The organism is Prevotella sp. FD3004 (assembly GCF_000746155.1).
Taxonomy (GTDB): domain Bacteria; phylum Bacteroidota; class Bacteroidia; order Bacteroidales; family Bacteroidaceae; genus Prevotella.
Genome location: NZ_KN050819.1, coordinates 842,986 through 856,468, shown reverse-complemented (window position 1 = coordinate 856,468; position 13,483 = coordinate 842,986). Strand labels below are relative to the sequence as shown.

16 protein-coding genes, 1 tRNA gene, 1 rRNA gene and 1 other RNA gene are annotated in these 13,483 nt (G+C 43.8%); 12 read left to right on the top strand and 7 right to left on the bottom strand.

Going from position 1 to position 13,483, the window contains the following annotated elements; translation table 11 throughout:
* Positions 1 to 163: 163 nt before the first annotated feature.
* Both rrf and T325_RS10655 read left to right on the top strand, forming a co-directional pair.
* Positions 164 to 276 (top strand): 5S ribosomal RNA (gene rrf, locus T325_RS10660).
* Positions 277 to 410: 134 nt separating this feature from the next.
* Positions 411 to 752 (top strand): hypothetical protein, encoded by a 342-nt coding sequence (locus tag T325_RS10655; protein ID WP_146063128.1) that lies wholly within the window; start codon positions 411 to 413, stop codon positions 750 to 752.
* A gap of 4 nt (positions 753 to 756) precedes the next feature.
* On the opposite strand, the gene T325_RS10650 is transcribed toward T325_RS10655, so the two are convergent.
* The 5 genes from T325_RS10650 to ffs form a co-directional block, all read right to left on the bottom strand.
* Positions 757 to 1,221, bottom strand: coding sequence for a DUF1648 domain-containing protein (locus tag T325_RS10650; RefSeq protein ID WP_036913440.1), 465 nt, complete (start codon positions 1,219 to 1,221; stop codon positions 757 to 759).
* Between the two features lie 3 nt (positions 1,222 to 1,224).
* The gene (locus T325_RS10645) at positions 1,225 to 1,422 is read right to left on the bottom strand and encodes a type II toxin-antitoxin system antitoxin (protein ID WP_036913436.1); all 198 of its coding nucleotides are present in this window, start codon (positions 1,420 to 1,422) and stop codon (positions 1,225 to 1,227) included.
* 3 nt (positions 1,423 to 1,425) lie between these two features.
* Entirely contained in the window at positions 1,426 to 2,391 is a 966-nt protein-coding gene (locus T325_RS10640; RefSeq protein ID WP_036913434.1) for an SPFH domain-containing protein, read from the bottom strand.
* A 189-nt stretch (positions 2,392 to 2,580) separates the two neighbouring features.
* Positions 2,581 to 2,654: transfer RNA gene (locus tag T325_RS10635), tRNA-Thr, on the bottom strand.
* An RNA gene (ffs, locus tag T325_RS12620) (signal recognition particle sRNA small type) lies at positions 2,655 to 2,753 on the bottom strand.
* A 157-nt stretch (positions 2,754 to 2,910) separates the two neighbouring features.
* On the opposite strand from ffs, the gene T325_RS10630 reads away from it, so the two are divergent.
* The 10 genes from T325_RS10630 to T325_RS10585 all read left to right on the top strand — a co-directional run bounded on the left by T325_RS10630 (position 2,911) and on the right by T325_RS10585 (position 12,094).
* Positions 2,911 to 3,453, top strand: coding sequence for a DUF4199 domain-containing protein (locus T325_RS10630; RefSeq protein WP_036913431.1), 543 nt, complete (start codon positions 2,911 to 2,913; stop codon positions 3,451 to 3,453).
* 4 nt (positions 3,454 to 3,457) lie between these two features.
* Positions 3,458 to 4,414 (top strand): glycosyltransferase family 2 protein, encoded by a 957-nt coding sequence (locus tag T325_RS10625; protein ID WP_036913428.1) that lies wholly within the window; start codon positions 3,458 to 3,460, stop codon positions 4,412 to 4,414.
* Positions 4,411 to 4,896: a DUF6452 family protein gene (locus T325_RS10620; RefSeq protein WP_036913426.1), complete on the top strand. Its 486-nt coding sequence runs from the start codon at positions 4,411 to 4,413 to the stop codon at positions 4,894 to 4,896. The genes T325_RS10625 and T325_RS10620 overlap by 4 nt, the downstream gene beginning before the upstream one ends.
* Entirely contained in the window at positions 4,847 to 5,539 is a 693-nt protein-coding gene (locus T325_RS10615) for a DUF6048 family protein (protein ID WP_036913423.1), read from the top strand. Before T325_RS10620 ends, T325_RS10615 begins: the two co-directional genes overlap by 50 nt.
* The gene (locus T325_RS10610; RefSeq protein WP_036913421.1) at positions 5,536 to 6,552 is read left to right on the top strand and encodes an FAD:protein FMN transferase; all 1,017 of its coding nucleotides are present in this window, start codon (positions 5,536 to 5,538) and stop codon (positions 6,550 to 6,552) included. The genes T325_RS10615 and T325_RS10610 overlap by 4 nt, the downstream gene beginning before the upstream one ends.
* Before the next feature lie 2 nt (positions 6,553 to 6,554).
* On the top strand, positions 6,555 to 7,235 hold the full coding sequence (locus T325_RS10605) for a Crp/Fnr family transcriptional regulator (protein WP_036913418.1): 681 nt from the start codon (positions 6,555 to 6,557) through the stop codon (positions 7,233 to 7,235).
* Between the two features lie 112 nt (positions 7,236 to 7,347).
* The gene (locus T325_RS10600; protein ID WP_036913416.1) at positions 7,348 to 9,459 is read left to right on the top strand and encodes a M3 family metallopeptidase; all 2,112 of its coding nucleotides are present in this window, start codon (positions 7,348 to 7,350) and stop codon (positions 9,457 to 9,459) included.
* Positions 9,431 to 9,874: a deoxycytidylate deaminase gene (locus T325_RS10595; RefSeq protein WP_036913414.1), complete on the top strand. Its 444-nt coding sequence runs from the start codon at positions 9,431 to 9,433 to the stop codon at positions 9,872 to 9,874. Before T325_RS10600 ends, T325_RS10595 begins: the two co-directional genes overlap by 29 nt.
* Entirely contained in the window at positions 9,871 to 11,571 is a 1,701-nt protein-coding gene (locus T325_RS10590; RefSeq protein WP_036913411.1) for a S41 family peptidase, read from the top strand. The genes T325_RS10595 and T325_RS10590 overlap by 4 nt, the downstream gene beginning before the upstream one ends.
* Positions 11,564 to 12,094 carry a 5-formyltetrahydrofolate cyclo-ligase gene (locus T325_RS10585; RefSeq protein ID WP_036913407.1) on the top strand — a complete coding sequence of 177 codons (531 nt, stop codon included), beginning with the start codon at positions 11,564 to 11,566 and terminating at the stop codon, positions 12,092 to 12,094. The genes T325_RS10590 and T325_RS10585 overlap by 8 nt, the downstream gene beginning before the upstream one ends.
* Here T325_RS10585 and T325_RS10580 read toward each other — a convergent pair.
* Positions 12,091 to 12,381 carry a DciA family protein gene (locus tag T325_RS10580; protein ID WP_036913403.1) on the bottom strand — a complete coding sequence of 97 codons (291 nt, stop codon included), beginning with the start codon at positions 12,379 to 12,381 and terminating at the stop codon, positions 12,091 to 12,093. The two genes, T325_RS10585 and T325_RS10580, sit on opposite strands and share 4 nt — an antisense overlap.
* Complete coding sequence (locus T325_RS10575; protein ID WP_036913401.1) at positions 12,374 to 13,459, bottom strand: DNA replication/repair protein RecF; 1,086 nt, start codon at positions 13,457 to 13,459, stop codon at positions 12,374 to 12,376. The genes T325_RS10580 and T325_RS10575 overlap by 8 nt, the downstream gene beginning before the upstream one ends.
* Positions 13,460 to 13,483: the final 24 nt, after the last annotated feature.

Here is a 13,483-nt window from a genome sequence, read left to right as displayed (position 1 = left end):
AGACGATGACGTTGATAGGGTGCAGGTGTAAAGACGGTGACGTCAAAGCCGAGCACTACTAATTGCCCGAGATCTTTCGCTGTATGCTGATATTATCAGATGTAGTTGTTTCTGAAACGGGCTTCTACTGAGGTTTCTTGTGTCGACAGTGTCAATACCCATATCAGGTGGTTATTGCAGCGGGGTCCCACCTCTTCCCATTCCGAACAGAGAAGTTAAGCCCGCCTGCGCCGATGGTACTGCAATGCAATGCGGGAGAGTAGGAAGCCGCCACTTTTATTTGAGAGCCCTGAATCCGAAAAGGTTCAGGGCTCTTTCGTTTTGTTACTGAAGATATTGAATTATATGAGATCATTCATATTGAGATGAAGAAACTATTATTTGTTATTTTATTACCAGTTGTTATTGGTGTGATGTTGATGATGACCTGTCCTGACAGAACTACTCATTATGAGGCTGTGAAGAGGGTGGCATCTGAGGTGATTAATGCTGAGATGAATGAGAGTAATGTGGAAGAAACGATAGCTTCTATTGGTACTGTATTAGCTATCAATGTGGTTGATGCTTATTTAAAATCGAATCTAATCGTGCGTGATCACACCTTCTACAATGTGGGAGTAATCATTTACAAAGGGGACTTTAGAATGGTGTCAGTTGGGGTGTTCAATCATGTCTTCACGATTGACAAAGAGACAGCCCGCGAAATCATCAAGTACAAACTATCGCTGAAAGATATTATGAAGTCAGAATGACATGTTAGTTTCTATGAGTTGCAATGGATGTGTAGATGGCAATGATGACCATAATAACGATAATGGAGATGATAGGGATAGGGCTATGGCTTGTCGATCGTAAGGATGTCCAGGCAATGACTAGTGCCAGAAGTAGCATAAATAGGCCGAAGATTCGTAACATACGGATGCTGAGGGCGTAGTTACGTGGTGTCTTGTGCTTTTCTGCTAAGTTGAAGCATTTTGGGAAATAGCATAAGATCATCATACTGATCCCCACTATCGTTATGATAGCACATGGAATACTGATTCTCACAGCCGAGCCCCATGCATTGGGGCTACCTGAAGCGTCGAAGTGTGTGGGAACAATGTCCGGTGCTTGTTTAACGAACCAGATAATTAGTCCCCATACCACAATAGCTAGTATTAGGAAGATTACCTCAAAGATGGTTCCCTCCTTCGTCCTGTATACTTTTATTTCTTCCTTCATCTTTTATTCATTATTATTTTCGTCGTTGGTGTTTGGTCGTTTCTTTTTGGGCAGGCGTTTGGCTTTGCGCAGGGCCTCTGTAATGATCCACTGTAGCTGGCCGTTGGTACTGCGGAACTCGTCCGCAGCCCAGGCCTCTATAGCGTTCATCGTCTCTGCGTCAACGCGGAGGATGAAACTTTTGGTCGTTTTCTCAGCCATTGATTAGTGATTCAGTGTTCCTGTATTGACTACTGGCTGTGCTGATTCATCGCCACAGAGCACGACGAGCAGATTGCTGACCATGGCAGCCTTCTTGTCATCGTCGAGGTCGACGATGTTGTCCTTAGAGAGTTTATCGAGCGCCATCTTCACCATGGATACTGCCCCCTCAACAATCTTCTCACGTGCTGTAATGATGGCTGATGCTTGTTGACGACGTAACATGACAGCGGCAATCTCTGGGGCATAGGCGAGATAGTTGATGCGTGCCTCGATAACCTCGATGCCAGCAAGCGCCAGACGTTCGTCGAGTTTCTGTTCTAGTTGCTCGTTGATCTCGTCGGCACTTGAACGGAGGGTCGGTTCACCAGCCTTTGTGTCTTCATCGTCGTAGGCATATTGGCCCGCCACTTGTCGAAGGGCTGCATCGCTCTGAACACGGACGAAGTTTTCGAGGGCGTTCATCAGTCCTTTTGTGTCGGAACCAATGGCATTTGGATTCGAGGCCATGGTCTGTGAGTCGACCTCGAAGAGAGCCTTGTAGGTATCTTTCAGTTTCCATACGAGTACGAGGCCTATCATGATAGGATTGCCTGTCTTGTCGTTTACCTTGATAGGTTCTGCGTCGAGGTTACGGGCGCGCAGCGATACTTTCTTGGCTCCATAGAAAGGACAAATCCAATAGAAGCCTGTCTGAGCGAAGGTGCCGCTATACTTGCCGAACCAGGTGGTAACCTTTGCTTCGTTGGGCTCGAGCATCATGAGTCCGAACCACATGATGATATCTGCTATGAGCATCAGAATGCAGCCACCAAGCAGCCATCCTCCTTCGGTACCTTTAGTGCCGTCGAGCAGGATGATGCTATATACGATGCCGACTAATGATAAAACTAGAATGATGCTGTTGACGAACAGCATCAGAAATCCGTTCAAAACTGTTCCTTTGAAAGTATATTCCTTATTCTCCATAATGATAAGTTTTTATAAGTTGAATTATTCTTTTGATATCAATCTGATATCGCAAAGATATGAAATTCTTTCCGTCCAGCAATGGATATGTCTTCTTATTTAACAATAATTATCTATAGCTATAGGACGAGTGGATGGATAAATAAATACGGCATGTATCATCCGATACATACCGTATAATAACTTTTGAGCCTCTTGTCGGATTCGAACCAACGACCCCGAGATTACAAATCACGTGCTCTGGCCAACTGAGCTAAAGAGGCGGGTGGGCAGCTACCCGCATCGCGCCGCTACAACCAAGTACCCTTGCTGCGTTCCCACCCTGGGGGATTCCGAGGGAGCTGGCCGTACGGGACTGCCCGTTTTTGCTCGAAAGCGGGTGCAAAGGTACAACAAAAAAGTGAGAAGTGAGAAGTGAGAAGTGAAAAGTTTTGTATTTTAACGATTTTTTGGGCCAAACCACTACTTATCTGCGAGAAAATGCGTATTTTTGCACCTTGTAAGTGATAATTGTTAAAAATGACAGCTCCAGAATATATACAGTTAAAGGCCTTTGCCCGACAGGATGGTGCGTTGTTGGCACTTCTTTGGGTGGCTGCATTCTCATTATATATAATAGGTGTGAAAAATCAGATGTTTGGTTTGGCAGCTATTTTATTAATGATTTATACACCCTTTTTTGTTGGTTCAAGGCTCGGGAAGTTTCGTGACCATGGTCTTGAAGGACTGATTTCTTTCCGCCGTGGCTATGCTTATACTGTCTTTGTGTTCTTTTATGGCGGTATTCTTTTTGCCATTGCTCAGTATATCTACTTCGCCTTTATAGATCATGGCTATCTTCTGAGTGAGTTTTCGAAGATGGTAATGTCTGATGAGACGCGGCAGATGCTTCAGCAATATCGTATGACAGAGATGATGGATGAAAGTTTGAAAGAGATGTCCAATACCCGACCGATTGATTATGCACTGAATATGCTGACAATTAATATATCATTAGGTTTCCTGTTAGGTGTGCCTATTGGATTAATAAAGCAGCGTAATACGGTAAAAGTAAAAGAGTAAGAATATGGATATATCAGTAGTTATACCTCTTTATAATGAGGATGAGTCGATTCCTGAGCTCTATAGTTGGATAGAGCGTGTGATGAATGAGAATAACTTCAGTTACGAAGTGATTTTTATCAATGATGGCTCTACCGATCATTCTTGGGAGATTATTTCGGAATTGAACAAGAAACAGCCCGATATTGTGAAGGGCATCAAGTTCCGTCGTAACTATGGTAAAAGTCCGGCTCTGTATTGTGGGTTTGAGAAAGCACAGGGCGATGTGGTTATTACGATGGATGCTGATTTGCAGGATTCGCCAGACGAGATTCCTGAACTTTATCGTATGATTAAAGAAGAAGGCTATGACTTGGTAAGCGGCTATAAGCAGAAACGATATGATCCAATTTCGAAGACGATTCCTACAAAGCTTTTCAATGCAACAGCCCGTAAAATCAGCGGTATTAAGAACCTTCATGATTTCAACTGCGGTTTGAAAGCATATCGCAAGGCGGTTATTAAGAATATTGAGGTCTATGGCGAGATGCATCGTTATATTCCTTATTTGGCTAAGAATGCGGGTTTTGATAAAATTGGTGAGAGAGTTGTTCAGCATCAGGCACGAAAATATGGTTCATCCAAATTTATGGGTCTCAACCGTTTTGTGAATGGTTATCTTGACCTGCTGACACTTTGGTTCCTCTCTACATTCGGTAAGAAACCCATGCACGTATTCGGATTCTTGGGCACTATCATGTTCTTCATCGGTTTTGTAGCAGCAAGCTGGATTGGAGCTGACAAATTGTGGTGTCTTGCAAACAATATCCCCCAGCGTTTAGTGACAAGCTCTCCTTATTTCTATATTGCACTTACGATGATGATCATAGGAACCCAGTTGTTCTTGACAGGATTTATTGGCGACTTGATTAGCCGTTCGTCGAGTGGACGCAATGACTACCAAATAGAAGAAACAATATGAAACGCTTACCCTACATATTGTTTGTGTTGTTGCTGGCGGCATGCTCTAGTGTCGACTGCCCTGTAAATAGTATTGTAGAAACGATATATAATGTCTATGATAGTGAGGGCAACGAGTTGGCGCTCAGCGACACGCTGACAGTGACATCCGTTCGGATGGACGGACAGGATACTACGCTGCTGAATAAGTTGGTGGATAAAGAAACGTTTAATCTACCTATTAGCTATTCGCATGCCGAAGATATGCTGATGTTCCATTTTGACAATGGCAACAACAATCTGCATGTGACGGATACGGTGTGGATAAAGAAAGACGACTATCCCCATTTCGAGTCGGTAGACTGCAATGCAATTTTCTTTCATACGCTGACAGGTATTCGATATACACGTAACTATATTGATTCTATTGTGATAAAAAATCCATCAGTGACTTATGACTATCAGACGGTTCATTTCTATTTCTATCCGAAGGGCAGTCTTTAGCCTGCTATTGCTGGTGGCCTCTGTTAATGCCACGGCACAAACCAAGTTTCTCTCTTTGCAGAAAGACTCGGTTCCTGTTTTTCGTGGTTTTGCTGTTTCTTTTGATCTTGTTGGGGCGGGATTAATGGCATTTACAGATAACGGACAATACGAAGGTGCCTTGCGAATTAATTTGCACGATGAGTGGTTTCCCATTGTTGAAGCAGGTCTTGGAAAGGCAAATCACAGCGACGATGTAACGCATATCCATTACGATACATCAGCTCCCTATTTTCGAATTGGTATTGATAAGAATATGCTGAAGGATAAGCATGGCTCGAACCGCCTATATGCAGGTTTACGTTATGCTTTCACATCCTATAAAGTCAATATTTCACGTCCTGATTTCCCAGATCCTGTTTGGTTGTGGAATACGGGCTATGATGTTAAAGATGCTTCATGCAGTCATCATTGGATTGAGGCTGTTGTAGGTGTCGATTCTAAGATTTTCGGTCCCCTGCATTTAGGATGGAGTTTGCGTTATAAGCGCCGCATCTCTCATTCAGAGGATGGCGATTTCGGAAAAACATGGTATGTACCAGGTTATGGCATTTATGGTGATACACGTCTAGGTGGAACATTTAATGTGATTATTGATATATGAAGAATAAGAAGCTGCTTTGGCAACTGCCATTTCTCACTTTCCTGATTGTAGCAACATTCTTGATTATCCATCAGCAACGGTCTGTACCTTATCAGAAAAGTACAGATTTTATCTTCGGAACGACTTTCCACATCACCTATCAGTGTGATTCCGATCTTACACCATATATCAAGGCGGAACTTATGAAGGTTGATAACTCGCTGTCACCTTTCAATAAATCATCCATTATCACTGCCATTAACCAAAACAAGGATGTAATGCCTGATTCTATGTTTATGGATGTATTCCAGTTGGCAATGAATATCTCTGCAGATACTGATGGCGCTTTCGATATCACTGTTGCTCCACTGGTCAATGCATGGGGGTTTGGCTTTAAGAGTGGACAGCATCCAACAAAGCAGCAGGTTGACAGCTTGATGCAGTTGGTGGGTTATCAGAAATTGGCAATTGTTGATGGATATGTAAAGAAACAGGATCCTCGGATGATGCTCGACTGTTCTGCCATTGCCAAAGGCTATGGCAGTGATGTAGTGGCTAAATTGTTTAGAGACCGTGGTATTAAGAATTTCATGGTTGAGATTGGTGGTGAGATAGTGACAAGTGGAGTGAATGAAAAAAAACAGCCATGGAGCGTAGGTGTTACCAAGCCAACGGATGATTCATTGAATATCAGTCATGAGTTGCAAACCATCTTAAATGTCACTGATAAGGCCATGGCGACGAGTGGAAATTATCGCAATTTCTATTATAAAGATGGAAAGAAATTCGCACATACCGTTGACCCCAAAACAGGATATCCTGTGCAACATAGCATCCTTTCGGCTACTGTTCTTGCCAAAAGCTGTGCGATGGCTGATGCTTATGCGACTTCTTTTATGGTGATGGGGTTGGAGAAGGCGCAGCAAGTGCTTGATCGACATCCAGAGTTAATGGCTTACTTTATCTATAGCGATCAGAATGGTCATGATGCCGTATGGTTCTCGCCATCATTACGTGATAAAATAGCGAAATAATCATGCCTGTGCTGCAAATTTATGATAAACTGCTACAGTTCCCCTTGTTCCAGGGAATGAGCCGTGATGATTTGGAAATCGTTGCAGGTCATACTCGTTTTGGGTTCCTGAAGATTGCCTCTGGTCGTCCTATCGTCAAGAAGGGCGATGCTTGTGTCCATCTTTATTTCCTAATCAACGGAACAGTCAGGGTTAAGACCTATGCTGATGATTATGGTTATTCTGTCGAGGAACAAATCTCGGCTCCCTATATCGTTCAACTAGAGGGAATCTTTGGCTATCATCAACGCTATACGCATGATTTCATTGCTGTTTCCGACGTCAATTTCATAACCATTGATAAAGAAGAACTGGTGCGACTGTCAGAAGACTTCCTAGTTTTCCGTCTTAATATACTGAATAGTTTTGCAACCCAAGTTCAGAAGCATTTCCACCAAACATGGCTCCGACAGCCCCTGACACTGAGAGAGCGTATTATACGTTTTCTTGTACAGCATTGTGTCTATCCTGCAGGTCATAAACAGTTTAATATTCTGATGAATCGTCTGGCTGACGAGTTGAATGACAGTCGTCTGAATATATCACATGAATTGAACTTGATGCAGCATGATGGACTGATCTCTCTGAGTCGCGGAAAGATTAATATTCCACAACTCGAACGCCTCCTTTCTGTTAGGCCATAACCATCAATCTTCTTCATTTTCAGCTTTTTTAATGCAGTATAGCATTATTGTATCGCTTTTTTGTCGTAACTTTGCGCTTTGAAATTGTATTTCAAACGAAGTTAGTATTATCATGAACGAAAATAAAGAGAGACAGAATCCGTTTTTCCTGCCCTATGGCACGCCACATAACACTGCCCCCTTCGATCGTATTCGTATGGAAGATTATGAGGAGGCAATGCTTGAAGGTATCCGCCGTGATGATGAGCAGATAGAGAAGATAATTAATAATCCCGAAAAACCTACTTTCGACAATACAATCATCAATGTCGATGACGAGAAAGATGGTGAGGGCTATTACGATTTGCTCAGTCGTGTCAGTACAGTGTTTTTCAACCTGCTTTCAGCAGAGACCAATGATGAGATGGATGCCTTGGCGCAGAAAATGAGTCCAATTCTCACCAAGCATGCTAACGATATTCGTCTAAACGAGAAACTGTTTGAGCGTATCAAATATGTCCACCGTCATCATCGTAAACTTTCGGCAGAGGAGAAAATGCTACTCGACAATTGCTATGATGGCTTTGTGCGTAGTGGAGCCTTGCTTGATGCCGAGGGAAAGGAACGTTTGCGCCAACTTACCGAGGAGGCTTCAATGCTTAGTTTGCAATTCTCACAGAATTTGTTGAAAGAGAACAAAGCCTTTACCCTGCATATCACTGACGAGTCACAGCTCGATGGTCTGCCTGACACTGCCAGAGAGGCTGCTGCGTTGGCTGCTAAGGAACAAGAGATAGAAGGGTGGGTATTTACGCTCGACTTCCCCTCTTATTCTCCTTTTATGACCTATAGCACTCAGCGTGAACTGCGTCGTCAGTTGTATATGGCAAAGAACACGGAGTGTACACATGACAATACAGAGAATAATATCGAGATATGCAAACGACTCATTAACCTACGTCGTGAACTGGCACAGTTGTTGGGGCATAAGACCTATGCCGACTATGTCTTAAAACATCGCATGGCAGGTAATGTACGTAGTGTATATAAGTTACTCAACAACCTTATTACAGCCTACAAGCCAACGGCTAAAAAAGAAGTGGCTGCCATTGAAAACATGGCAAAGAAAATTGAAGGTAAGAGTTTTAGACTTGAACCATGGGATTTTTCATATTATTCTCATAAGCTTCAACTCGCCAAATATAATATTGACGCAGAAATGTTACGTCCTTATTTCGAGTTGTCGAGGGTTATTGAAGGTGTGTTTGGCTTAGCTAATCGTCTTTATGGTATCACTTTTAAGGAGAATAAGGATATCCCCGTTTACCATCCCGATGTTAAGGCCTATGAAGTTTTCGATGAGGATGGTTCTTTCCTTGCCGTTTTCTATGCAGACTTTCATCCGCGAAAAGGTAAACAGGGCGGAGCATGGATGACGGAATATCAGGGACAATGGAAAGAACGCATAGACGTGAAGAAACCTTTCGGCCCAGACAATATGAAAGATGTGCGTCCTCATGTCAGTGTGGTTATGAATCTCACGAAACCTACAGACGAAAAACCTGCGTTACTGACACTGGGCGAGGTGGAGACTTTCCTCCACGAGTTTGGCCACTCTCTACATGGAATGTTTGCCAATACCCGTTTCGAAAGCCTTAGTGGTACTAATGTGTGGTGGGACTTTGTCGAACTGCCTTCACAGTTTATGGAGAACTTCGCTATCGAGAAAGAATTCCTGCGTACCTTTGCTTTTCATTATCAGACGGGAGAGCCATTGCCAGACGAGCTTATCAATCGTATAGTCAAGAGCCGCAATTTCAATGTGGCTTACGCCTGTATGCGTCAGGTCAGTTTCGGCTTGCTAGATATGGCATATTACACAAAGAAAGATGCCTTTACTGATGATATTATCCCCTTCGAGAAAAAAGCCTGGCAGAAAGCTATGGTCTTGCCGCAGCTCCCTGACACCTGTATGACGGTACAATTCTCCCATATCATGGCTGGCGGTTATGCCGCAGGCTATTATAGTTATAAGTGGGCTGAAGTGCTTGATGCCGATGCCTTTGCTGTGTTTAAGAAACATGGCATCTTTGATAAGAATACTGCACGGAGCTTCCGCGAAAATATCCTCTCAAAGGGAGGAACAGAGAATCCTATGGTGTTATATAAACGGTTCAAGGGTGGCGAACCCACCATTGACGCATTACTGAAAAGAAATGGAATCAAAACAGCAAAAACTAGATGAGCGTTACCTGCGTATGGCGCGTATATGGGCTGAAAACTCATATTGTGTACGACGTCAAGTAGGGGCCTTGGTGGTAAAAGACAAGATGATCATCAGCGATGGTTATAATGGTACACCCAGTGGCTTTGAGAATGTGTGTGAGGATGATAATAATGTCACCAAACCATATGTGCTTCATGCTGAAGCTAATGCCATTACCAAACTGGCTCGTAGTAATAATAATAGCGATGGTGCCACTATCTATATCACAGCCTCGCCCTGTATTGAGTGTGCAAAACTCATTATCCAAGCAGGTATCAAACGTGTGGTCTATGGCGAGAAGTACCGTCTCACCGATGGTATCGAACTGCTCCGACGTGCTGGTGTAGAGGTTATTTATATGGATGTGGATGAAGAAAAAAGTGAGAAATTATGAGTAAGAATAAGTCAAATCGCTTTATCCCATTCTGGATGGCGTTATGTGTTGTCATTGGAATCTTTGTTGGCACCTTCTATGCCAACCATTTCTCTGGCAATCGACTTAATATCATCAATTCGAGTGGTAACAAGCTTAACAACCTGCTCCGCATAATTGATGATCAGTATGTCGACACTGTAAATATCAACGACCTAGTAGAAAAAGCCATGCCTCAGATATTGGCTGAACTTGACCCTCATTCTGTCTATATCACAGCCCGTGAGGGGGAGATTGCTAACGATGATTTGCGTGGTTCTTTCTTTGGTATTGGCATTGAGTTCGTGATTCGTCAGGACACGATTCGTGTACAGAATGTCATAGGTAATGGTCCTGCAGAGCGTGCTGGTGTTTTGGCAGGCGATAAGATTGTTGAGGTTGATGATTCTGCCTTTGTTGGTAAGATATGTACCAATGCAGAGGCCATGCATCGTCTGAAGGGACCTAAGGACACTAAAGTAAAACTGGGTGTCATCCGTTATGGCGAGAATAAGATTCGGCATATCACGATCACTCGTGGGGAAATTCCTACCAAGAGTGTTACTGCCTGTTATATGCTTGATGATGAGAGTGGATACATTAAGATTAAGAACTTTGGCGAGAATACATATCCTGAACTGCTGATTGCTCTGGCTAAGTTGTCGCAACAGAAATTCAGTAATCTGGTTATCGACCTTCGTGGCAATACAGGTGGCTACCTTGAGTCGGCTGTACAGATAGCCAACGAGTTCCTGTCACGTGGTCAGCTTATTGTCTATACCGAAGGTCGTAGCTATCCGCGTCAGGACTATCGTGCTGATGGTCGTGGTTCATATCAGCAACTTCCCTTAGTCGTGCTTGTCGATGAAGCTTCAGCCTCTGCATCTGAGATTCTTGCAGGTTCTATTCAAGACAATGATCGTGGTACTATCATCGGACGTCGTTCGTTTGGTAAGGGGCTCGTTCAGAAACCTATGGAGTTCAGTGACCATTCAATGATTCGTCTTACCATTGCCCGTTATTACACTCCTTCTGGACGTTGTATTCAGAAACCATATAACGATGGTGGACGTTACGACGATGATTGGCTTACCCGTTTCCAGCATGGTGAGTTCTTCTCTCAAGACAGTATCAAACATACTGGACCTCAGTATCATACAAATAATGGACGTATTGTTTATGGCGGTGGCGGAATCACCCCCGACATCTTTATTCCAGAAGACACACTTGATATGACCTCATATTATAAAGAGGCTACTATGAGTGGATTGATTTTGCAGTTCGCTTTCAACTATACTGACGAGAATCGTGCAAAGTTGTCTGAGCTGAAAGAAGTCAAGGAGATGGAGAACTATCTCAAACGCCAGAATATCGTAGAGAAGTTCGTGACTTTTGCCGATAAGAATGGTCTGAAGCGTCGTAACTTGATGATTCAGAGATCATATAAACTCCTGGAACGTTTTGTCGTGAGTCGTATCATCTACAATATCCATAGCGAACAGGCGTGGACAGAATATCTGAATCAGGATGATCCCTCTATTAAGGAGGCACTCCGTTTGTTCCGCGAGGGCACTGCCTTCCCGCAGAAGCCCGTCAAGCCCACTAAAGGCAAGCGGATTGCTATGTTGTACGACGACTATCATGTTCATCACTCTGATATGTTGATGGCACATGCTTAAGTCTGAACTCCGACAGCATATCAAAACCATCAAGCGACAGTTCACTCATCAGCAGTTGAGTGAATTGTCGCTTCCTGTTCTATCTCGTCTTCGTCTGCTGTTATCAGATGCTCAGACTATTATGGCATATTATTCTTTGCCTGATGAAGTTTGTACCCATCAGCTCATCGATGAACTGGTGTCCGATGGTAAAACGGTCTTGCTACCAAAAGTCATCGACGATACAACCATGGAGTTGTGCCGATACACAGGTAGTAAGGATTTGCGTTTAGGTGCTTTTCATATCATGGAACCCATAGGAGAGCCTTTTACTGATTTATCGTCGATTGATGTTGTTATGGTGCCTGGCGTGGCTTTCGATGCTCAAGGACATCGGTTGGGGAGGGGACGAGGATATTACGATCGTTTCTTGCGTAAGATTTCCAAGGTGCGAACGCGAACCATCGGTGTTTGTTTTGATTTCCAGAAGATAGACAAAGTGCCAACGACCCCAAACGATATCTCTGTCTGTGAAGTTGTTTAGCAGAATCTGATATCGGCAATAACTTGGCTGCCAACATGGTTGTTGAGCTTCTTCACTAGTTCTGTACGCATCATCGAGAGGTCTGCTCTTAGGGCGGGATTAGTTAAATGAACGTACAACGTCTGATTCCTGATATACACTTCTCTAGTGTAGCTGGCTACCATCTCGCCAGCCACTTCCTGCCATGAGTCTACGAGTCGCTTCTGTAGCAGAGGTGTCTCTAGCCCCTGTGCCCGCAGATTCTTCATAATCAGGTCTTTTATTTGCAGAACGTCTCTTTTAAACATTGATTTCTCCGTTGTTTACGTGGAATATCTTGTAGTCGTGCGACGAGGCTGATAATATCTGGTCCAGATGGTCGCGGTTGGTGTCTGTGATAAATATCTGGCCATAGTCATTGCCTGCCACGAGTTTCACAATCTGTTCGACCCTTCTGGCATCCAGTTTATCAAAAATGTCGTCAAGCAGCAGAAGTGGCGTCGTCTTTGAGTTCGTTCGCTTCAGGAAATCAAACTGCGCCAGTTTCAGTGCTATGGCAAACGTCTTGTTCTGTCCCTGACTACCCTCACGCTTCATTGGGTGTCCGCCCAGACAGAACTCCAGGTCGTCGCGATGGATGCCGTGTAGCGAATAGCCAATCGCACGGTCTTTGTGCCTGTCACGTTGTATCACGTCGATCAGAGGACCTCGTTGGCAGTGTGATATGTAGCTCAGACTCACCTGCTCCCGATTCTCGGCTATTGTCTCGTGTATATGCTGGAAGATAGGCATAAGCTCTTTCACAAAAGCCTCCCTTAACTTGAAAATGTGTTCACCTTCGGTAGCCATCTGCTCCTCAAACAGACTCAGTACCTCTGTGTCAGGTTCCTCGTCCTGTTTGAGCATGATGTTTCGTTGTTGCAAAGCCTTGTTATAGCGGTTCATGGCCTCAATATAACTGCGATCATATTGCGAAATCACCATATCCATTAGTCTTCGTCGTTCCTCGCTGCCACCTTCTATCAGCAAAGTATCAGAGGGCGTTATCGTTACAATAGGTATCAGACCTATATGCTCCGACAGTCGTTTATACTCTTTCTTGTCTCTTTTAAAGTGTTTCTTCGTGCCCCTTTTCATGGCTGCCGTGATACAGAGAGCCGGCTCATACGTTCCCTCCAGCATAAAGAACTCCTCGCCATGCCTAATCACCTGTGAGTCAATGGGGTTGTTGGATGAGCGACAGAACGAAAGATAGTAGATTGCATCGAGCACGTTGGTCTTTCCCACACCATTTGGACCTAAGATACAGTTAATCTTCGGTGATAATTCCAACTCAGCCTCGGCTATGTTCTTGTAATTAATGATAGAGAGTTTTTTCAGAATCATGGGCGCAAAGTTACAAGTTTTTTG

What these genes read in the sequence shown, in the direction of transcription:
- T325_RS10600 (WP_036913416.1), top strand. Translation starts at nt 7,348, where the DNA reads ATGAACGAAAATAAAGAGAGACAGAATCCGTTTTTCCTGCCCTATGGC.
- T325_RS10650 (WP_036913440.1), bottom strand. Translation starts at nt 1,221, where the DNA reads ATGAAGGAAGAAATAAAAGTATACAGGACGAAGGAGGGAACCATCTTT.
- T325_RS10580 (WP_036913403.1), bottom strand. Translation starts at nt 12,381, where the DNA reads ATGTTTAAAAGAGACGTTCTGCAAATAAAAGACCTGATTATGAAGAAT.
- T325_RS10625 (WP_036913428.1), top strand. Translation starts at nt 3,458, where the DNA reads ATGGATATATCAGTAGTTATACCTCTTTATAATGAGGATGAGTCGATT.
- T325_RS10645 (WP_036913436.1), bottom strand. Translation starts at nt 1,422, where the DNA reads ATGGCTGAGAAAACGACCAAAAGTTTCATCCTCCGCGTTGACGCAGAG.
- T325_RS10595 (WP_036913414.1), top strand. Translation starts at nt 9,431, where the DNA reads ATGGAATCAAAACAGCAAAAACTAGATGAGCGTTACCTGCGTATGGCG.
- T325_RS10620 (WP_036913426.1), top strand. Translation starts at nt 4,411, where the DNA reads ATGAAACGCTTACCCTACATATTGTTTGTGTTGTTGCTGGCGGCATGC.
- T325_RS10605 (WP_036913418.1), top strand. Translation starts at nt 6,555, where the DNA reads ATGCCTGTGCTGCAAATTTATGATAAACTGCTACAGTTCCCCTTGTTC.
- T325_RS10590 (WP_036913411.1), top strand. Translation starts at nt 9,871, where the DNA reads ATGAGTAAGAATAAGTCAAATCGCTTTATCCCATTCTGGATGGCGTTA.
- T325_RS10640 (WP_036913434.1), bottom strand. Translation starts at nt 2,391, where the DNA reads ATGGAGAATAAGGAATATACTTTCAAAGGAACAGTTTTGAACGGATTT.
- T325_RS10585 (WP_036913407.1), top strand. Translation starts at nt 11,564, where the DNA reads ATGCTTAAGTCTGAACTCCGACAGCATATCAAAACCATCAAGCGACAG.
- T325_RS10615 (WP_036913423.1), top strand. Translation starts at nt 4,847, where the DNA reads ATGACTATCAGACGGTTCATTTCTATTTCTATCCGAAGGGCAGTCTTT.
- T325_RS10575 (WP_036913401.1), bottom strand. Translation starts at nt 13,459, where the DNA reads ATGATTCTGAAAAAACTCTCTATCATTAATTACAAGAACATAGCCGAG.
- T325_RS10610 (WP_036913421.1), top strand. Translation starts at nt 5,536, where the DNA reads ATGAAGAATAAGAAGCTGCTTTGGCAACTGCCATTTCTCACTTTCCTG.
- T325_RS10630 (WP_036913431.1), top strand. Translation starts at nt 2,911, where the DNA reads ATGACAGCTCCAGAATATATACAGTTAAAGGCCTTTGCCCGACAGGAT.